The 20,010-nt window shown below is 61.9% G+C and carries 15 protein-coding genes and 3 tRNA genes; 4 read left to right on the plus strand and 14 right to left on the minus strand.

Annotation, left to right across the window (positions count from 1 at the left end):
- Window positions 1–132: 132 nt before the first annotated feature.
- The 5 genes from K7H91_RS00005 to K7H91_RS00025 form a co-directional block, all read right to left on the minus strand.
- Window positions 133–3,045 (minus strand): valine--tRNA ligase, encoded by a 2,913-nt coding sequence (locus tag K7H91_RS00005; protein WP_230718000.1) that lies wholly within the window; start codon window positions 3,043–3,045, stop codon window positions 133–135.
- 199 nt (window positions 3,046–3,244) lie between these two features.
- On the minus strand, window positions 3,245–4,003 hold the full coding sequence (locus tag K7H91_RS00010) for a PopZ family protein (protein ID WP_230718002.1): 759 nt from the start codon (window positions 4,001–4,003) through the stop codon (window positions 3,245–3,247).
- Between the two features lie 145 nt (window positions 4,004–4,148).
- Entirely contained in the window at window positions 4,149–4,817 is a 669-nt protein-coding gene (locus tag K7H91_RS00015) for a protein-L-isoaspartate O-methyltransferase family protein (RefSeq protein WP_026173686.1), read from the minus strand.
- 207 nt (window positions 4,818–5,024) lie between these two features.
- Complete coding sequence (locus K7H91_RS00020) at window positions 5,025–5,828, minus strand: hypothetical protein (protein ID WP_230718004.1); 804 nt, start codon at window positions 5,826–5,828, stop codon at window positions 5,025–5,027.
- 392 nt (window positions 5,829–6,220) lie between these two features.
- Window positions 6,221–6,294: transfer RNA gene (locus K7H91_RS00025), tRNA-Cys, on the minus strand.
- A 274-nt stretch (window positions 6,295–6,568) separates the two neighbouring features.
- Here K7H91_RS00025 and K7H91_RS00030 point away from each other — a divergent pair.
- The 3 genes from K7H91_RS00030 to K7H91_RS00040 all read left to right on the plus strand — a co-directional run bounded on the left by K7H91_RS00030 (window position 6,569) and on the right by K7H91_RS00040 (window position 9,435).
- Window positions 6,569–8,488, plus strand: a complete 1,920-nt coding sequence (locus K7H91_RS00030; RefSeq protein ID WP_230718005.1) for a mechanosensitive ion channel family protein — start codon at window positions 6,569–6,571, stop codon at window positions 8,486–8,488.
- 42 nt (window positions 8,489–8,530) lie between these two features.
- Window positions 8,531–9,199, plus strand: a complete 669-nt coding sequence (locus tag K7H91_RS00035; protein ID WP_230718007.1) for a hypothetical protein — start codon at window positions 8,531–8,533, stop codon at window positions 9,197–9,199.
- Between the two features lie 161 nt (window positions 9,200–9,360).
- A tRNA-Asn gene (locus K7H91_RS00040) sits at window positions 9,361–9,435 on the plus strand.
- Between the two features lie 286 nt (window positions 9,436–9,721).
- Here the strand turns inward: K7H91_RS00040 and K7H91_RS00045 are convergent.
- The 8 genes from K7H91_RS00045 to pcsA all read right to left on the minus strand — a co-directional run bounded on the left by K7H91_RS00045 (window position 9,722) and on the right by pcsA (window position 17,620).
- Window positions 9,722–9,797 (minus strand) — tRNA-Lys (locus tag K7H91_RS00045).
- Between the two features lie 146 nt (window positions 9,798–9,943).
- Entirely contained in the window at window positions 9,944–10,852 is a 909-nt protein-coding gene (locus K7H91_RS00050) for a PhzF family phenazine biosynthesis protein (protein WP_230718009.1), read from the minus strand.
- Between the two features lie 7 nt (window positions 10,853–10,859).
- Entirely contained in the window at window positions 10,860–11,606 is a 747-nt protein-coding gene (locus tag K7H91_RS00055; protein WP_230718011.1) for an NUDIX hydrolase, read from the minus strand.
- A gap of 407 nt (window positions 11,607–12,013) precedes the next feature.
- Window positions 12,014–13,090: a BMP family ABC transporter substrate-binding protein gene (locus K7H91_RS00060; protein ID WP_230718013.1), complete on the minus strand. Its 1,077-nt coding sequence runs from the start codon at window positions 13,088–13,090 to the stop codon at window positions 12,014–12,016.
- Between the two features lie 40 nt (window positions 13,091–13,130).
- Complete coding sequence (locus K7H91_RS00065; protein ID WP_230718015.1) at window positions 13,131–14,048, minus strand: ABC transporter permease; 918 nt, start codon at window positions 14,046–14,048, stop codon at window positions 13,131–13,133.
- Complete coding sequence (locus K7H91_RS00070) at window positions 14,045–15,157, minus strand: ABC transporter permease (protein WP_230718017.1); 1,113 nt, start codon at window positions 15,155–15,157, stop codon at window positions 14,045–14,047. Before K7H91_RS00070 ends, K7H91_RS00065 begins: the two co-directional genes overlap by 4 nt.
- Window positions 15,147–16,709, minus strand: coding sequence for an ABC transporter ATP-binding protein (locus K7H91_RS00075; protein ID WP_230718019.1), 1,563 nt, complete (start codon window positions 16,707–16,709; stop codon window positions 15,147–15,149). Before K7H91_RS00075 ends, K7H91_RS00070 begins: the two co-directional genes overlap by 11 nt.
- A 161-nt stretch (window positions 16,710–16,870) precedes the next feature.
- The gene (gene pcsA, locus K7H91_RS00080; protein WP_230718021.1) at window positions 16,871–17,620 is read right to left on the minus strand and encodes a phosphatidylcholine synthase; all 750 of its coding nucleotides are present in this window, start codon (window positions 17,618–17,620) and stop codon (window positions 16,871–16,873) included.
- A 193-nt stretch (window positions 17,621–17,813) separates the two neighbouring features.
- On the opposite strand from pcsA, the gene K7H91_RS00085 reads away from it, so the two are divergent.
- Complete coding sequence (locus K7H91_RS00085) at window positions 17,814–18,998, plus strand: UbiH/UbiF family hydroxylase (protein WP_230718024.1); 1,185 nt, start codon at window positions 17,814–17,816, stop codon at window positions 18,996–18,998.
- A 51-nt stretch (window positions 18,999–19,049) separates the two neighbouring features.
- Here K7H91_RS00085 and K7H91_RS00090 read toward each other — a convergent pair whose 3' ends face one another.
- The gene (locus tag K7H91_RS00090) at window positions 19,050–19,994 is read right to left on the minus strand and encodes an AEC family transporter (RefSeq protein ID WP_230718026.1); all 945 of its coding nucleotides are present in this window, start codon (window positions 19,992–19,994) and stop codon (window positions 19,050–19,052) included.
- Between the last annotated feature and the right edge of the window lie 16 nt (window positions 19,995–20,010).

Below are 20,010 nucleotides of genomic sequence, written 5' to 3' on the forward strand. Positions count from 1 at the left end.
CAAGGATCAGAGACCAAACCATCAAACAGAGTTGATGACACCGAGTTTGAGGACACGTTTGTCAACAAACCGGGGCGGCGTCTGACAACAGCCGCCTTCGAGTTTCCGAACCAGCGTCGACCGCGCCTTGATTTATCCGGCTTCCGCCACCCGCGAGAGCGCCACGGAAAGCTGCTCACGCTGCTGCTTCAGTTCCTCGAAGCGTTCGCGCTCTGTGGCCACCACTTCCGGATCGGCATTGGCGACGAATTTCTCGTTGCCGAGCTTCTTCTGGCTGCGCTCGATATCGGCGTCGACCTTGCCGATCGCCTTGGTCAGCCGCGCGGTTTCGGCCGCCACATCGATAAGGCTGCCGAGCGGAATGCAGGCGGTGGCCTCGCCGATGATGACCTGGGCCGAGCCCTTCGGCGCGTCCTTCTCGAAATCGAGCGAGTCGATGCGGGCGAGCCGCTCCAGCGCCGGATAATGGCGGGCGGTGCGCTCGCGGGTCGTGGCGTTGGCGCCGACGAGGATCAGCGGCGCCTTGGCCGAAGGCGGCACGTTCACTTCCGCGCGCGCCGAGCGGATGCCGGAGATCAGATCGACAAGCCAGTTGATTTCGTCGGCCGCCTCTTCATCGCGGAAGCCCGGCTCGTGCCAGTCGGCGTGGCAGCACAGGCCCTCACCGCCGATATGGTTCCACAGCTCCTCGGTCATGAACGGCATGAACGGGTGCATCAGCTTGTAGGTTTCGGCCAGCACGAAGGCGACGCAATGCTGCGCCTCGGCCTTCGCGGCCTCGTCCTCGCCCATGAATACAGGCTTCAGGAGTTCCAGATACCAGTCGCAGAGCTCGTGCCAGACGAAGCGGTAGAGGGAATCGGCCGCCTCATTGAAACGGTAGTTCTCGATCGCCGTGGTGACGTCCTCGGTGGTCTTCGAAAGCTCGGTCAGGATCCAGCGATTGATGGTCTGGGTGGCGCCGGACGGGCGGAACGAGCCGTCGAGCTTCATGCCGTTCATCTCGGCAAAGCGCGTGGCGTTCCAGAGCTTGGTGCCGAAATTGCGATAGCCGGCAATGCGGCTCTCGTCGAGCTTCACGTCCCTGCCCTGCGCGGCCATGATCGCCAGCGTGAACCGCAACGCGTCGGCGCCATATTCCTCGATCAGGTTCAGCGGATCGATGACGTTGCCCTTCGACTTCGACATCTTCTGACCGTTCTTGTCGCGCACCAGCGCATGGACATAGACGGTGTGGAATGGCTCGACCGGATTGCCGTCCTCATCCTTCATGAAGTGCAGCCCGGCCATCATCATGCGGGCGACCCAGAAGAAGATGATATCGAAGCCGGTAACGAGCACGCTGGTAGGGTAATAGCGGGCGAGTTCGTCCGTCTCTTCCGGCCAGCCGAGCGTCGAGAACGGCCACAGCGCGGAGGAGAACCAGGTGTCGAGCACGTCCTCGTCGCGGGTCAGGATATTGCCGGGCTCGTAGTTTTCGAGCTGCTCCTCGACCCAGGCCTTCCACGGCCCCTCATGGGCGATGTAGTGCTGGATCGCGGCGTCGAGCGCCTCTTCCTCGGTCTTTTCGACGAAGACCTGCCCATCTGGGCCGTACCAGGCCGGGATCTGGTGGCCCCACCAGAGCTGGCGCGAAATGCACCACGGCTCGATGTTCTCCATCCAGTCGAAATAGGTCTTTTCCCAGTTCTTCGGCACGAAATTGGTGCGGCCCTCGCGCACTGATTCAATCGCCGGCTTTGCAAGTTCCTTGGCGTCGGCAAACCACTGATCGGTCAACATCGGCTCGATGACGACGCCCGAACGGTCGCCAAAGGGCTGCATGATCTTCTTGTTCTCGACGAAGGGGATATCATTGCCCTCCTCGTCCTTCACGGTCACCGCAAGCCCCTCGGCATTGATCGCGTCAACGATGCGCTTGCGGGCGGCATAGCGGTCAAGGCCGCGATATTCGTCGGGCACGAGGTTGATGTCGTCGACCTCGTTTTCACCCGGCAACTCGCCGGATTTCGCGATCTTCATCGCCTGCTCGGCGCAGACGGCATAGGGCTCGCCGTCATCGCGCAGCGCGGCTTTTGTGTCCATCAGCCGGTAGAGCGGAATGTGGTTTCGGCGGGCGACCTGATAGTCGTTGAAATCGTGCGCACCGGTGATCTTGACCGCGCCGGAGCCGAAATCCTTGTCCGGATATTCGTCGGTGATGATCGGGATCAGACGTCGATGTTCTTTCGGCCCAACCGGAATTTCGCAGAATTTACCGATAATTGGCGCATAGCGCTCATCTGTTGGATGAACGGCGACGGCGCCATCGCCGAGCATGGTTTCCGGACGGGTGGTCGCGATCGAGATGTAATCGCGCTCCTCCTCGAGGATGACATTGCCGTCCGCGTCCTTCTCGACATAGGTATAGGTCTCGCCGCCGGCAAGCGGGTATTTGAAATGCCACATATGGCCATCGACTTCGCGGTTCTCGACCTCGAGGTCGGAAATCGCGGTTTCGAATTCCGGATCCCAGTTGACCAGCCGCTTGCCGCGATAGATCAGGCCGTGCTTGTAGAGCGAAACAAAGACCTCGCGAACGGCCTCGGAAAGCCCCTCATCCATGGTGAAGCGCTCGCGCGACCAGTCACAGGAGGCGCCGAGGCGCTTGAGCTGATTGATGATCTGGCCGCCGGACTCTTCCTTCCATTCCCAGACCTTGCCGATGAAGGCGTCGCGGCCCATCTCGCGGCGACCGGGAAGCTGACGTTCCATGAGCTGCCGTTCGACCACCATCTGGGTGGCGATACCGGCATGGTCCATGCCGGGCTGCCAGAGCGTGTCCTTGCCGCGCATCCGCTCGAAGCGGATCATGATGTCCTGCAGCGTGTTGTTGAGCGCGTGGCCCATATGGAGCGAGCCGGTCACGTTCGGCGGCGGGATCACGATCGAGAAGCTCTCCCTGCCCGGCTTTGCGTTGGCTCCGGCGCGGAAGGCATCGGCCTGTTCCCACCGGGTGGCAATCCTGGGTTCGACGCTTTTCGCGTCATACGTCTTCTCAAGCATGTCTTCGCCAATTCCTGCTGATACCAAAACCGGGCGAAACACATATAGCGCGCCTGCGTCCGGATTAAACGGCGGCGGGTTGCCGCGGCTTTCGCGGCGGCCCTTCGCGGCCTGTCGTTGTTATGCGCTTGACTTCAGGCCTGTCAACAACAAAGCCGCCCCGGAGGGGACGGCTTGGATAGGTCGAACCTGCGTATTCTCAGCGCTTTGCGTTGCGCATCCGCTCGATTTCCTTGCCGACCATCTCCTCGACGATCGACGGCATGTGCTCCTCGATCCAGTCGCGGAGCAGCGGACGCAGTTCCGAAATCACGATTTCCTCGATCTTGCGCGCGCCCTCGCGATCAAGGGCGTCGGAAAGCGCATGCAGCGCATTGCCGATCCGCTGTTCGGAGCCGGATGAGAGCAGGTGATCCTGGCCCTCCTCCATGCGTGGCGAACGGTCGGCATCGTCTGCGCGCGGAGCGCTTGCGGGCTCATGAGCCCCGCCGGTCGCCTCCCGCACCTGGCGCGCAACCTCGCCGATCGTGCCGGGATAAACCGCATCGCGCTCCAGCGGGTGCGGCCGGGCCGCCGCAGGTTGCTGCGCTTCATGCGCCTGCTGCGTCACCGGCTCCTGTTTTGCCTCGAATGGCTGTTCGACTTCCTCGCCAGGCGCGGCTTCCGCCTCGTTCGACGGCTGGGAATCATCATCAAAGGTGAAGGCGGGACGGCGGGAGACGAAGGAATTGTCGCCAAAGGGCTCGGGATCCTGTTCGACAGGAGACGCGTCGCCGGCATCATGATCGCGCTGGCGATAGGCCTCGGGCGCGCGGTAGCGCTCCTCCCTCGGCGCGGCAGCGTTGTCACGCGCAGCGCGCGGAGAACGCCCGACATCGTCGCCGCTGTCGATGATACGGCGAATCGAAGCGAGAATTTCTTCCATCGAGGGCTCTTGCTGCAATTTCGGCTGCGCCATTACAAACCTTCCCGCGCGTTAACGTCCCAAGCGTCGAATCATCGACAACGATACGCCAGCTCCGGCCGCATGAAGACCGAAACCGTCATATTTTCAGTGCTATACACAGAATTTTCGGGACACGTCCGATAGAACTTACAAATCTCTAGAATTCGAAGGCCTTCGCCCGCGCGAAGCCAGGAAGCGGCTTGACGGCGGCATTGAAGGAGGAGAGCGACGAAAACACATCGCCGTCGCGATGATAGATGGTTGCCCGGGCGGCATAGCCCGTGCCCTCGACGCAGACGAGCCGGCCGCCATCGCGCAACTGGTTCAGCAGCGCCTCCGGAACGACCTCGACGGCGCCATTGAGGAAGATCGCGTCATAGGGCGCCTCGGAAGGATACCCTTCCGGCAGGACGCCGCTGACCACGACCGCGTTGTCATAGCCGAGTTCGAGGAATTTCGCGCTCGCGCTCTCAACCAGTTCCTCATCGCTGTCGATGCCGACGACCGACTGGGCGAGCAGCGAAAGAATGGCCGCGGCATAGCCATCGCCCGCGCCGACCACCAGCACAACATCCTTCTTGGAGAGTTCGAGAAGCTGGACGAGCTTCGCAAGCGGCGACGGCTCCATCATGTAGCGGGCGGGGCCGGCTTCATTGGCGGGCTTTACCTGAATGTCCTCGTCGATATAGGCGAGCGACCTGGATTGCGGCGGCAGAAAAGCTTCCCGCGGAACGGCAAGAAAGGCCTCGAGCACGGGATAGGCTGTCACATCGGTCGGCCGGATCTGGTTTTCCACCATCTTCCGGCGCGCCGTCTCGAAATTCATCATGGCCAACAACCTCGCAAACAATCAGCGTTCAGCGCCGTCCCGACGCACGAGTTGTTTTCATAGATGCGCTGCCGCCTCCATGCAAGATGGTAGAGCCGTTCGCGCGAAATTGCCGCAAAAAAGAAGGCGCGCGAGGCTGCGCCTGCTCACCCGGGACATGACGAAGGGGCCGGCGCGAACGCCGGCCCCGATGGCATTTCAAGATCAGCGATAACGGTTGACCAGAATGCAGAGCCGCTGCAGGCCGGCTTCATAATTGTCCGGCGTGCGCATCACGGCCTGGCACTGTTTACGCACGGTCTGCTGCTCGCCGCTGCTCAGATCGTCGAAGGCGATGACGAGGCGCTGGTCGTTGCGATTGTCGGGCATCGATCCGCCGCCCGATCCATCACCGCCGGCCGTGCCGCCGCCGCCGCCATTGCCGCCGCCGTTTCCGCCGCCATTATTGCCACCGCCATTGTTGCCGCTTCCTCCGCCGAGGCCGATATCCACGTCCGCGCCGGTGCCATCATCACCGCCAATGCCGACATCGACATCAGCATTCGCGCCACTGTCGCCGCCGATCGTGGCGGAAGCCGAGGCCCCTATTCCGCTGCTGCCGCCAACATCGGCGGATGCGTCGGCATTCACGCCGCTGGAGCCGCCGACGCTTGCGCCCGCATCTACGCTTGCGGCCTGACCACCGCCAACATCGGCCGACGCTCCGGCATCAACGCCGCCGGAACCGCCGACGCTCGCGCCCGCATCTGCGCTTGCGGCCTGACCACCGCCAACACCGGCAGACGCACCGGCATTCACGCCGTCCGAGCCGCCGACGCTTGCGTCAACGCCCGCGCCGATGCCGCCGGAGGGATCGGTGTCGGTATTGATGCCGACACTTATCCCGTTCTCGCCGCCGATATTCAGAGACTGCGCATTGGCAGGGCTGGCACCATACAATGTAACGGCGAGCGACCCTGCGCAAAAAGCGCTCGCCAGAAGTGTAGATTTACTGCGACAGGCAAACATGTCGTCCTCCTTCTGGAGCCCTCTCTGTGGAAGGACTCCCCCTGTTCAAACAACCTTATGTTTGCGGCTCGTCTGTTCGATCCGCGTAACTTTTAAACGGGACCTTGATCAAAAAGGTTCCTCTTCCGTGAAGAATCTCCTCGGCGAACGGGTCAGGATATTTAGTTTTCGATCGAAAATAACAGAATATCCGCACCCCATACTTTGAAGAAAAAGAAGTTATTCGGGACATAAAAACGCGTAGACATGCCGCAGGCAAGTCATTCAAACAAAAGCATGGTAGCGATACCATGCGACCGCCAACGCGCATCGTCATGAAGATCATGAACATGACCGCGCAGGCTCTGGCGAGGCTGCCACCACGGCGTTGAAATTTTACAGAAAAGGGAGAGTGGAGGCCTCGGCCGGAATCGAACCGGCGTGCAAGGATTTGCAGTCCTCTGCGTAACCACTCCGCCACGAGGCCAAACATTGTCGATCGAAGGGTTGGCGCGGATTTAGAATGATTTATTTTGATTTGCAATAGCGCTGCCCGGTGCGACCTCATTTTATTTCACGAAGAGGCACCGGCCGCACGCTGGCGCATCGGGACAGATTATCGCCGGCCCCGACGGGCGCCCTGTCGACGCCAATGCCGGCAAAAAGCGGTTCCGCAGGCTTAAAAGGCTGCGCGAATCGGTTAGTGTCACGAAGTCCGGCGTCGTGATCGACTTGCCGCGTCGTCGCAATGGAGGGGACCAATGCCGACCATCTTGAATTCCGTCAGATTTTTTGCGGCGTGGTGCGTTTTCGCCCTTTTGACGGCTGCATGTCTTCAGCTCCCGCCCGCCGCCGCCCAAGTGCCCGACGACGAAAAAACCTCCACCGAGCTGGTGCAGGAAATTTTCCAGGATGCCCAGGGAAATGCCGGCCTGAAGGCGCGTTACGAGCGACTGGTAACCAACCCGATATCGCCGCCCGACACCCGCAGCCCTCGGGCGACACTCGAAAGTTTCCTTGTGATCATGCAGACGGCCAGCGAACTCTGGCTTGAGGTGCGCGACAGCTATTTTGACGGCGACACCTTCTTCATGACCAAAGCCCAGCGCGATCAGCTCGTTCTGGTGCAGTCGCTTCTGGAGAAGGCGGCGCGGACATTCGATCTCTCCGCGATACCGGCCGCTTCGCGACAGCGCGCAAGCATAGAGACGGTGCTGCAGCTTCAGGAGATATTCGACCGGATCTATCTGCCGCCGGTGGAAGAAATACCGGGCCTTGCCGCCGGCGCGTTCGCGTTGTCGGATTCGGACGCAGAAGCGCTGCCGGCAAAATGGATCATTCCCGGCACCAGCCTGACCATCGAACGACAACGGGAAGGCCCACGGGAGGGCGAATACCTTTTCACCCAGAGCACGATCAACCAGATCGACGACGACTACGACGAGGTCAAGGCCCTGCCGATGATCGCCGACCTCGGCGAAGACCTCTACCAGTATTACATCTATACGCCGGGCAGTCTGGTTGCGCCGCGCTGGTATGAGCTCATTCTCGATGGACCCTACTGGCTGCGCTATGAATTCGGCAACCAGGCCTACTGGCAATGGATCGGGTTGGCGCTCATCGCCGTCGTTTCGGTGGTCGCGCTGGTCTGGTTCAGCCGCTGGAATGCGCGACGCGCCGTGCCGCTGGATCCCGCCAGGCGGCAGCTGCGTCGCGTCGTCACGCCCTTGCTGATCATCGCGGCGGCAAACCTCATCCGCTTCCTGATCGAGGAGCAGATCAACATCACCGGCGACCTGCTCTATGTCACCACCACCGCCCTGAGCGCCCTGATATGGACGGCCACGGCCTGGTTCACCTATCAGCTTCTGCAGACGCTCTATATGTGGACCATCCGCAATCCCGCCGTCAGCAATGCCTCGCTTGATGCCAGCCTGCTGCGCACCGGCTTCCAGGTTATGTCGTTCATCGTGGCGATCATCGTGCTCGGCTATGGCGCGACCCAGATCGGCATTCCGATCTACGGCGTCGTCGCCGGTCTCGGCGTCGGCGGTCTGGCGATCGCGCTCGCGGCCCAGCCGACGCTTGAAAACTTCATCAGCGGCGTGCTGCTTTACGCCGACCGGATCGTGCGGGTCGGCGACTTTTTCCAGTTCGACGATACCGCCGGCACGGTGGAGGAAATCGGCATCCGTTCGACCCGCATCCGCGCGCTCGACCGCACCCTCATCATCGTCGCCAATGCCGATCTGGTGAAGCGCAAGATCACCAATTACAGCCGACGCGACGTCTTCCTGTTCCGCCACAAGATCGGCCTCAGATACGAAACCGGCGCCGACACGCTGCACAAGATCATGGAGGATATCCGGACGCTGCTCGCATCCCATGAAAGCGTGCTCGAATCACCCAGGCGGGTCCGGCTCGTGGAATATGGCGATTCGGCCGTGCTGATCGATATCTACGCCAATATTTCGGCTTCCGACATCAACGTCTTCCTGGAGGTGCAGGAGCAATTGCTGCTTTCGATTCGCGACATCGTCGAACGCCACGGTTCGGGTTTCGCCTATCCCACCTCCACCGTCTATCTTGCACAGGGCGATTACAAGGAACCCAAGCCAATCGCAGACGTTGCGACAAAAGAGAACGCCGGCGAGGCGCCGAAGGACGACGACGGGACCTAGCTTTAGAAAAGCGAATGGGCCCCGATAGCCGCGGAGGTTGAAATGTGGGGCTGGGTCAACGAAAACGCAGGCGCGATCAGCGCGGTCGCGAGCGTCGCCACGCTTTTTATCTGGGCGATCTATCTACAGTTGATTTTCAGCGGATTCCGCGAAGGCCGGCGCGCCAAGATCCTGATCAATCGCGGCGGCAGCCCGACGCTCGACGGCCATTGCCTTGTTGCCAATATGAGCGCGAAGGCCGTCTTCATCGACGCCGTCCTGCTCGATTTCGCCGTGAAGACCGAGACAGGCCGCGAGCATTTCAGCTATTCGCTCAGCAACCTCACCTTCGACGAGAACAATGCATCCGATCCGCGCGCCAAACTGTTCCAGGGCCCGCTGGCCGCGTCCGAGCATCTCGACCTTGGCACATTCCGCGCATTGATCGAAAAAATGTCGCCGCCGGATTTCGACCGCTTCGAGACCATTGAAAACATCAATATCACCATCGTGGCGACCTATACCTCGGAGGACCGACCGGTAGCAGCCGAACGGGTTTTCGATATTGTCGGCGAACGCGACGAGCTTGTCGTGTCCCCGCGCCGCTATGCCGCATCGCAGTTGCGCAGCCAGCGCCAGCGCCGCCGGATCGAAAGACTGATGCGCGACCTGCACCAATCCGAGCGTGGCGATGGTCGCAACAAAACAAGCGGCGTCGAGGCGCAGTCCTGACCTCTCTCGGCGGTCCGATCGGGTCCGCATCCCGACCGAGCGAAACGGAACGCGCGAGGGTCATAAACTTCTTTGCTTTTTTTGTCGAAAAGGGCTTGGCAAATCGCCTCACCATTTGTATTAACCCGCTCACACCGCAGCGCCTCATACGGCGCTAATGTTCCCTGGTAGCTCAGCGGTAGAGCACTCGACTGTTAATCGATAGGTCGTCGGTTCGAATCCGACCCGGGGAGCCACTTCTTCCAAAGTTGATCTGCAGCCTCAGGGCTTTCGCAAGTCCGGGGCTATTTGCTTCGTGTCTGCGCTCGGTTTCTCATCCAAGATAAGTTTGATGAAACGGCGGCGCATTGGCGTGACCTAACATGTCGCGCCTCTTTGCAGACGAAAACTACTCGTGCCAAAACGATAGGTCACCGCCACGCTGCCCGGGTATCCGCAGCAGGTAAGCTGGAAAGCGTTTCTGCGATTCACGAGGAAAAACCGTTCTCGAGAACCGAAAAATATCCATGTCGGAGAACGAAATGGTGGGTGATGTAGGTCTCGAACCTACGACCCGCTGATTAAGAGTCAGCTGCTCTACCAACTGAGCTAATCACCCACGAGAACGGCGCGTTTACGTCGTTGGAGGCGCATATAACGGGGATTCGGGGGCTTGTCCAGCACTGCAAGTGAAATTTTCGGCTTTTCGTGAGCGGCCAAGGACTTATCGGTGGGAAATGGTCGCTCGAGGCTGTCAGGGCGGCCCTACAGCAGCGTGCCGCGCGCGACACGGACCGCCTGCCCGCCGATACGCGCGGCGGTGATTTCACCGGCCGCTCCGGTCTCCAGATTGAGTCGGATATAGGACGGACGGCCCATTTCCACGCCCTGCTCGATGACGAAGGTGTGAGACCCCTCGCCCGGCGCATCGAAATGCTGGATCGCGCCCGAAAAGGCCGCGGCCGCGGAGCCGGTCGCCGGGTCCTCCTCGATCGTTTCGGCGGCGAACATGCGCACATGGAACTGCGCGTCATGGCGCACCCCGCCCCTGGTATAGGGGTAGGCCCACACCGGCAGGCCATCGACGAGCGGCGCGAAGGACAGCCACTGGCGCTGATCGAATTCGATCTTTTCCGCCACAGAAAGATTGCGCAGCGGGATCATGGCGAAGGGAACGCCGGCCGACCAGATCGTCGGCACGTGATTCTCGAAGCCGATTTCGGACGGCGAAATACCGAGCGCATCGGCAAGCTTCTCGCGCGCGATGACCTCGTCAGACCGGCGCGAGTGTTTCGGCAGGTCGAACTCGGCGAAGCTCGCGGCCCCCGGCTTGAGCTTCACGGCGCAACGCACCGGGCCGATCTTTTCAGCCAGAACCGTGACCATATCGACATCCGCATCCTCGCCATGCTGGCGCTCGGCAAGCGCGATCGACGCGCCCACAGTCGGGTGGCCGGCAAAAGGCAGTTCCCCGCCGGGCGTGAAAATGCGGGCCGCGGCCGAGTGCGAAACATGCTCCGGCGCGCTGAGGAAGATCGTCTCCGACAGGTTGAACTCGATGGCGATCGTCTGCATCTCGTCGTCGCTCAGCGCGTCGGCGCCGAACACCACGGCAAGCGGATTGCCCTTGTAGCGCTCCGCCGTGAACACATCATAGATCACATAATCCAGCATGGTGTCGTCACCTCCTCAGTCCGCCGTCGAAAAACAGTTCAAGCACTGGCAACATCGAATAGGCGTAGTCGAACGCGTCGCGGTTTTCACGCGTGATCGCCAGAACCGCGTCGATCTCCTGCTCGTCGTCGTGGCGCATATGCTCTCGCACATTGGCCATAAGATCATCGGCGTCAAGCGTCGCATGGAAAAACCGGTAGAACATGACAGCCTGGCGGAAATGCGCACAGTAGTAGCCCGGCCGGGCTTCAAGGCCATCAAGCCGGATACCGGTTTCCTCCGCCGCCTCGCGCGCCATGTTGGCATCGATATCGATGCGGCCGTTAACGATGTCGGCGGGTTCGAGCGAACCGGACGCGCAATAGACCTTGCCGGCATTGGCGGTGGTGGGGCTCATGCGGATCGCGATGATCGCGCCATCGGCCGAGATGATCACCGGCATGGCGAAGGAATGGAAGGTCGGCGGGGGCGGCTCCTGCCGCCGCCACCAGAGATGATAGGCGTAGGGAACGATCTGGCCGGTGGCCGTCACCCCGCCATCTTCAAGGCGCACCTCGTTCAGGGTAATCAGCCGGCCATTGAACAGATGCGGATTGGCCGCAACCTCGCGCTCCCAGTTTTCCTGCACCTGACTGTCGAAACGGGAAATGCCGGCTGGATCGTCCGCCTCCACCCGGATATCGATCGAGCGCACCGGAAAGGCGCGGCCCTCGACCGGCCAGTTGTCGGGGATCAGGGAGTTGAAAGTCTGCATTGGTCTCCAGAGCATTATGCCGACGTGCGGGCTGAATAGCCGCGCAAATCAGTGTCATTCAGACGGGCAGGCTAAGGGGCAAAGGCGGGATTGGGAAGCGTGTATCGCGCTATTTTGCATCAAGATGCGGTACGCGGGCTGGACGCGCCCGAGGCTTAACAAGAAAAAGCCCAGCGTCGAAAAACGCCGGGCCCAGACTGCTGATAAACCAGCAGACGCGCGGGCTGTTGCCTTCATCTGCCTCCCCACAGGTGCCTCCCCACAGGGGTCATGCTCGGACTTGATCCGAGCATCCATTCTGCTTGAGCCTTTGAACAGAAAGACTGCTTAAAAGCCCACGTCATGGGGCCCTGGATCCTCGGGTCAAGCCCGAGGATGACGCGGAGTGTGGGGACAGCAACGGGTCCTTATTCCGACTTCGGCAGCGAGCCTTCCACGCCTTCGACCAGAACATTGAGGCCGAGCAGCGTGCCGTCGTCGGCGACTTCGCCCTCGGCGAGGAACGGCGTGCCATCCTGCAGGGTAACCGGGCCGGTGAAGGGCTTGAGTTCGCCGGAAATGATTTTCGCTTCAGTCTCTTCGGCGAGTTTTTTCACGTCGTCCGGCATGTTGGTGTAGGGCGCCATCGTCAGGATGCCGTCCTTCAGACCATCCCAGCTCTGCTCGGATTCCCAGGTTCCGTTCTGAACGGCTTCAACGCGCTTGATGTAGTAAGGCGCCCAGGTGTCCAGGATAGAGGTAAGCTGGGTTTCCGGGCCGGCCTCGATCATGTCGGAGGCCTGACCGAACGCCTTGATGCCGCGTTCGGCGGCGATCTGCATCGGCGCGGTGGTATCGGTATGCTGGGCGAGAACGTCGACGCCCTGGTCGATCAGCGCCTTGGCGGCATCGGCCTCGCGGCCGGGATCGAACCAGGTATTGGCCCAGACCACCTTGGTCTTGAAATCAGGATTGACCGACTGCGCGCCGAGCTGGAAGGCATCGATGCCCATGACCACTTCCGGGATCGGGAACGAGCCGATATAGCCGCCGATGCCGGATTCGGAGATCGAGCCGGCGATCACGCCCGAGATATAGCGGCCTTCATAGAAGCGCGAGTTGTAGGTCGCGACGTTGTCGGCGGTCTTGTAGCCGGTGGCGTGCTCGAACTTCACATCCGGATATTTGGCGGCGACCTTCAGCGTCGGCTCCATGAAGCCGAAGGAGGTGGTGAAGACGATGGTGCAGCCGGAGCGCGCCATGCGCTCGATCGCGCGCTCGGCATCCGGGCCTTCCGGCACGTTTTCGATATAGGCGGTTTCGATGTCGAGCGTATCCTCGAGCTCCTGCCGCGCGATGTCATGGGCCTGGGTCCAGCCGCCATCGGTTGCCGAGCCGACATAGACGAAGCAGGCCTTGACGTCTTCCTGGGCGCTGGCGCCGGTTGCATAAAGCCCGGCGATAATCGCCGCCGAGGCGGCCAGTGCGAAGTTCAGCGTTTTCATCGTTCACCTCATTTGGTTTGAAGGGTTCAGTCTAATTCGCCTAGCGATCCGGGACAAAGGATTTCCCGAGCGAAGCGGGCGTATTGATGAGCGTCATCCTCCGGTTCTGGGAGATGATGACGAGCACGACGACGGTGACCACATAGGGCAGCGCCGAGAGGAATTGCGACGGAACGGCGATGCCGAAGGCCTGGGCGTGAAGCTGGCCGATCGTGACCGCGCCGAACAGGTAGCCGCCAACCAGCACGCCCCAGGGACGCCACGAGGCGAAGACCACCAGCGCAAGCGCGATCCAGCCGCGCCCGGCCGCCATGTTCTCCGACCATTGCGGGGTATAGACCAGCGAAAGCTGCGCGCCGGCAAGGCCGGCGCAGGCGCCGCCGAACATCACCGCGAGATAGCGGATGCCGATGACATTGATGCCGAGTGCGTGGGCGGAACCGTGATTGTCGCCGACCGAGCGCAGCACCAGTCCGCGCCGGGTCTTGAACAGGAACCAGGAAACGCCGGCCACGATCGCGATCGAGAGATAAAAGAAGATATCCTGGTCGAACAGCAGCGGCCCGATGACGGGAATGTCGGACAGGACCGGTATATCGAGCGACGGCATTTTGACGCCCGGTTTGCCGACGAGGCCCTCGCCGATCATCGCCGAAAGCCCCTGCCCCAGGATCGTCAGCGCGAGGCCCGTCGCCACCTGGTTGGCCACCAGCGTCAGCGTCAGGAAGCCGAACAGCAGCGAGAACACCGCGCCCGTGATCATCCCGGCCATCATGCCGATCCAGGGCGAGCCGGTGGCATGCGCCGCGGTGAACGCGCCGACCGCGCCCATCACCATCATGCCTTCGACGCCGAGATTAAGCACGCCGGCGCGCTCGCACACCAGTTCGCCGATTGCCGCCAGAACCAGCGGCGTCGAGGCCGTGATGATCGTGAGCAGAATGGCTTCGACAATCATGACGCTTTCTCCTCAACAGGCCGGCCGGGCGGCGCTTCGGACGATTTGCCTGCGAAAATCACGCGCACCTTGTAAAGGATCAGCGTGTCGCAGGAGAGCACGAAGAACAGCAGCATGCCCTGGAACACGCGCGTGACCTTATCGGAGACGCCCATGGTGAACTGCACCCCTTCGCCGCCGATATAGGTCAGCGCCAGAACCAGACCCGCGACGATCGCGCCGAGCGGATTGAGACGGCCGAGAAAAGCGACGATGATCGCGGTGAAGCCATAGCCCGGCGAGATCTGCGGCTGGAGATAGCCGAGCGCGCCGGAAATCTCGCTGATGCCGGCAAGCCCTGCCAGACCGCCGGACAAAAGGAAACAGAACCACACCATGCGCCGCGAGGAAAAGCCCGCGAACCGGCCCGCGCGCTGCGACTGGCCGATGACGTTGACCTCGAAACCCTTCAGCGTGAACCGCATCATGAACCACACTGCAAGCGCTGCCAGAATGGCCAGCGCAAAGCCGTAATGTGCGCGGCCGGAAGCCATCATTTCCGGCAGCATCGCCGCGTCGACGAAGTCGCGCGTCTGCGGGAAATTATAGCCCTCGGGATTGCGCCACGCCCCGCGCACCAGCCAGTCGAGGAAAAGCTGGGCGACATAGACCAGCATCAGCGAGGTCAGGATTTCATTGGTGTTGAAATAGTTCTTCAAAAGCGCGGGGATACCGGCATAGAGCGCGCCGCCGGCAATGCCCATCAACAGCATGATCGGCAACAGCAGCGGCGACGACCACTGGTAGAAATAGACCGGCACGATCGAACCGACGATCGCGCCGACCGTGAACTGACCCTCGGCGCCGATATTCCAGATATTCGAGCGGTAGCAGACCGACAGGCCGACCGCGATCATGATCAGGGGGGCGGCCTTGATCATCAGCTCATGCAGCGACCAGACATCGAACAGCGGCCAGATGAAGAACTGGTAGAGCGCCTCCAGCGGATCCTTGCCGAGCGCCAGAAACATGATCGCCCCGAACACCACGGTCAGCGCAAACGCGATGATCGGCGACAGCAACGAAAACAGCCGCGAGGCGCCAGGGCGTTTTTCAAGTTCAATGCGCATCGGCCGCCTCCTCGCCATGGACGCCGCCCATCAGCAGGCCGATCTTCTCCAGCGTCATCGTCTCCGACGGATAGCTGTCGGACAGCCGGCCCTCGGAAATCACGGCGATGCGGGTGGCGATCTCGAAAATCTCGTCGAGATCCTGCGAGATCACCAGCACGGCCGAACCGGCGCGGGCGAGATCGACCAGCGACTGGCGGATATGGGCGGCAGCGCCCGCATCCACGCCCCACGTCGGCTGATTGACGATGATGACCTTGGGCTTGCGATCGAGCTCGCGGCCGACGATGAACTTCTGCAGATTACCGCCGGAAAGCGAGCCGGCTGTCGGATCCTCGCCACTCTTGCGCACATCCATGAATTTGGAAATATCGCCGGTGCGCGCCCGCGCCACCGCGCGGCGGATCATCTTCAGCGGACCGCCCGCCAGAAACGTGCCGGCCTCCGCCTCGTTGCGGGCGAGCACGAGATTTTCAGAAAGCGGCAGGCTGGTGACGGCGGCGTGGCCGTGGCGCTCCTCCGGCACGAAGGCTGCGCCGAGCGCCCGGCGGAAATTGATGCCCTTCGAGCCGACAGGCTTGCCATCGATCAGAACGCTTTGCCCGTCGGCCACCGGGTATTCGCCCGAGAGCGCGTCGAACAGTTCCGACTGGCCGTTGCCGGCAACGCCCGCGATCGCCAGCACCTCGCCGGCCTTGACCTCGAGATAGATATCCTTCAGCGCGGTTGCGAACGGGGTACGCGATGGCGCATTCAGGCCCTTGGCCTCAAGCAGCACCCGGCCCGTCGTCATGGCCTCGGGCCGCTTGATCTCGGAGACCTCGCCGCCCACCATCATCCGCGCCAGAGACGCCGCCGTTTCCTCGCGTGGCGTGCAGGCGCCGGTCACCTTGCCGTGGCGCAGCACCGTGGCCTTGTCGCAGATCCGCTGCACCTCCTCCAGCCGGTGGGAGATATAGAGCACCGAGCGGCCCTCGGCTCTGAGCTTGTTCAGTGTTTCGAACAGCCGGTCGGCCTCCTGCGGCGTCAGTACCGAGGTCGGCTCGTCCAGGATGATGAGGCTGGGGTTCTGCAGCAGAGCCCGCACGATCTCGATGCGCTGGCGCTCGCCGACCGACAGATCGGCCACATGGGCGCGCGGGTCGAGCGGCAGGCCGTATTCCACCGAAAGCCGGCGCGATTCGTCGGAAATCTCGGCCAGCGAAATGCCGGGATCGAGCGAGAGCGCGATGTTTTCCGCCACCGTCAGCGCCTCGAACAGCGAGAAATGCTGGAAAACCATGCCGATGCCGAGCTTGCGCGCATGGGCCGGCGCTTCGATGCGCACCGGCTCCCCCTGCCAGATGATCTGCCCCGCCGACGGTTCCAGCACGCCGAACAGCATTTTCACCAGAGTGGATTTGCCCGCGCCGTTTTCCCCAAGCAGGGCGTGGATTTCACCCCTGGCGATTTCGAGGTCGATCCCGTCGCAAGCGGCGAATGTGCCGAAATACTTCGTGAGACCGGAAACCGCCAGCAGCGGTTGACACGCCGGTTTCTTTACTTCGTCCAAACCGCCCTCCGGCCGCCGGCACTGCACCCGGACGCTACATGCGCGCCCTGCCCGCCATGGATTGACTAAAAATTAGGACTTCCCCTGCCCTGCGTATAAATGAAGCACAAACCCCGGTCGATGCGCAACGGTTTTGGCCGCTCCGCAAACAGATTCTTCGTTCAGAATTCGGCGCGCGTTTCCGCGGCCCGCGCGCCCAGCTTGGGCAGGAACTGCAATACCGCGCCGATGACATAAAGATAGATGCCGCTGGCGACGAACAGCGCCTCGATCAGTTTCGGCGCGTCGAAGGACGCAATCAGCGCATAGAAACCGGTCGCGCACCAGATGCCGAAGACGGTCAGGTTGAGCGGCCTCAGGCGTTTGACGCGGACGGGATGCAGGAACTGCACGGGCGCGAAGGTGAGCCCCACCGACAAAAGCACGATCGCCATCGCCACGAGCGAGGACGGCTGAATGACGAAAAACGAGAACACCACCATGTTCCAGACCACCGGAAAGCCCGAGAAGAAGTTCTCGCCGGTCTTCATGCCGCTGTCGGCATAATAGATCGCGCTGGAAACCACGATCAGCGCGGCGGCAACGAAGGACAGCGGCTCCCCGATCATGTGCGACTGATAGAGCGCAAAGGCCGGAAGCAGGACATAGGTGACATAGTCGATGATGTTGTCGAGCATGACGCCGGACCAGCTCGGCAGCACTTCGGAAACCCTCAGGCGACGCGCGATCGGCCCGTCAATGCCATCGACGAGCAGCGCCAGCCCGAGCCACCAGAACATCGACACGAATCGCCCCTCGGCGGCGGCAACGACCCCGAGAAAGGCCAGGAACGAGCCCGAGGCCGTCAGGATATGGACGGAAAACGCCCGGATTTCCGCATATGGCACTTTTCGCTGACTGAACAATCCCATTCGATATCCGTTTGCTGCGTCGTGCGTTGCCGGCCTGTTCCGCCGGACGATCCGGCATGCCTACCGAATTTCAGTCCAGAATGCACCAGATCGATGCGTCCTGCGAAAAAAATCTTGGCTTTCCAGAATTTTTCGCAGCAGAAACAGCCTTGCCGCATTATATCGGTATCACAACAAATGACGAGGCTCGATTATGTCGGAGCATGAAATTGCAGTGATCGGCGGTGGACCCGCCGGTATGATTACGGCCCTGTCGCTGGCGCGTGCGGGACGCAATGTCGCCCTGGTGGCGCCCGCCCAAAGCGGCGGCGACCACCGCACCACCGCGCTCATGGACCACTCCATCGCCTTCATCAACCGGCTGGGCCTGTGGAAGGATATCAAGCCCGGGGCGGCCCCGCTCAAGACCATGCGGATTATCGATGGCACCGGCCGCCTGTTGCGCGCGCCCACCGTCAGCTTCCGCTCCGCCGAGATCGATCTGGAGGCCTTCGGCTACAATATTCCGAACACGGTGCTGGTCGAAAAGCTTTCGCAAGCCGTCGAGAACGAGGCTAACATCACCCAGTTCCGCGAGGCCGCAAGCGATATTGAAATCGGCAAGGAGGCGGTCGCGATCACGCTTTCCTCAGGCCAAAGCCTCAGTTCCGAGCTGGTCGTCGGCGCCGACGGCCGCAGGTCCAAGGTACGCGAGAGCGCCGATATCGGCACCCGCCAATGGACCTACAAACAATCCGCCGTCGTCCTGAATTTCGAACACGCCCTGCCGCACGGCGATATCTCGACCGAATTCCACACCCGCAGCGGCCCCTTCACCCAGGTTCCGCTGCCGGAAGCCAACCGTTCCAGTCTCGTCTGGGTCATGGCGACGGCCGATGCGGAGGCCATGGTTGACCGCCCGCCGGAGGAGATTGCCGCGGCGATCGAGGAGCGCATGCAGTTCCTGCTGGGCGCGGTGAAAATCGATGGCCCGGTGCAGAAATGGCCGCTCTCCTCATTGGTTGCAAATCGTTTCGGCAAGGGCCGAATGGCGCTTGTCGGCGAGGCCGCGCACGCCTTTCCGCCGATCGGCGCCCAAGGGCTGAACCTCAGCCTGCGCGATATTATGCGGCTTTCCCGGATGCTCGACGGCATTGACGGCTCAACCATCTCGTCACGCACCGGCGAGCGTTACGATTTTCTGCGCAAGTCCGATGTCTGGAGCCGGACGGCGAGCGTGGACCTTCTGAACCGCTCGCTGCTGGCCGATTTCCTGCCGGCTCAGCTTGCGCGCTCGGCCGGGCTCTACGTGCTCTCTGCCGTGCCGCCGCTGCGCCAGTTTGCCATGCGTGAGGGCGTACAGCCGATGCGCGGCATCAAGGCGCTGTTTGCGGGATAACGTCAGAAAACCGGCGTAAGATATTGTTATAGATGCGTTTAGACGCCGAATCTAAAACGGAATCGCATTGGCGCCGATCAACGCCAGCAACACGCCAAGCGTCGCCACCGAGGCGACCGTCGAGATCAGGATTGTCGCCGAGGCGCGCTCATACCAGATGCCGTACTGGCGGGCGATAACGAAGACGTTGGTCGCCGTCGGAAGCGCGGCCAGCAGCACCGCCGCCTTGACCCAGAGCGGGTCGAACCCGCCATGGACCATCATGAACAGATAGACCATGAGCGGGTGGAGGATGAGCTTTGCCGGCACAATATAGTTGATTTCCGCCGGCACCCGCCTGACCGGCCTCAGCGCCAGCGTGACGCCCATGGCAAACAGGGCGCAGGGCGCTGCCGCCTGGGCAAGGTAGTCCACCAGCCGGTTGAAGGCCTGCGGCACGGCAAACCCCGACGCAGAGACAGCAAAGCCCAGCGCCGTCGCCACCAGAAACGGATGAAGCAAGGCCCGCAACAGAATAAGGCGGGCCAGCGAACGTCCTCCTCCGCCGCCGGCCGTCGCCATCACCGTCGGCGCGACAATGAAATGCAGCGCGTTTTCGAAACAGATGATCAGCGCCACCGGAACGGCGGCCTCCTCCCCCAGCGCCAGCAGCGCAAGCCCCGGCCCCATATAGCCGATATTGCCATAGCTGCCGGCAAAGGCCTGGATCGTGGTTTCCCGCACCCCGTTCTTCTTCCACAGATAGCCGATGGCGAACAGCAACAGAAAGACGCTGTAGGTCGCGGCAAGATCGATCGACACGAAATCGAGCCGCGTCAGTTGCTCGAACGGCGTGCGTGACACCAGCTTGAAGAACAGCGCCGGAAGTGCTGCATAGATGATGAAGATATTGAGCCAGGCGGTGCCTTCCTCCGGATGGCGAAAGATCTTCGCCGCGCCGAAGCCGATGACGATCAGCCCGAAAAACGGGAAAAGCAGCGCAAGAATATCGGCCATGGCTCCGGTCGCTCCG

Source organism: Martelella mediterranea, from assembly GCF_021021415.1.
In the GTDB taxonomy this organism is placed as follows: domain Bacteria; phylum Pseudomonadota; class Alphaproteobacteria; order Rhizobiales; family Rhizobiaceae; genus Martelella; species Martelella mediterranea_C.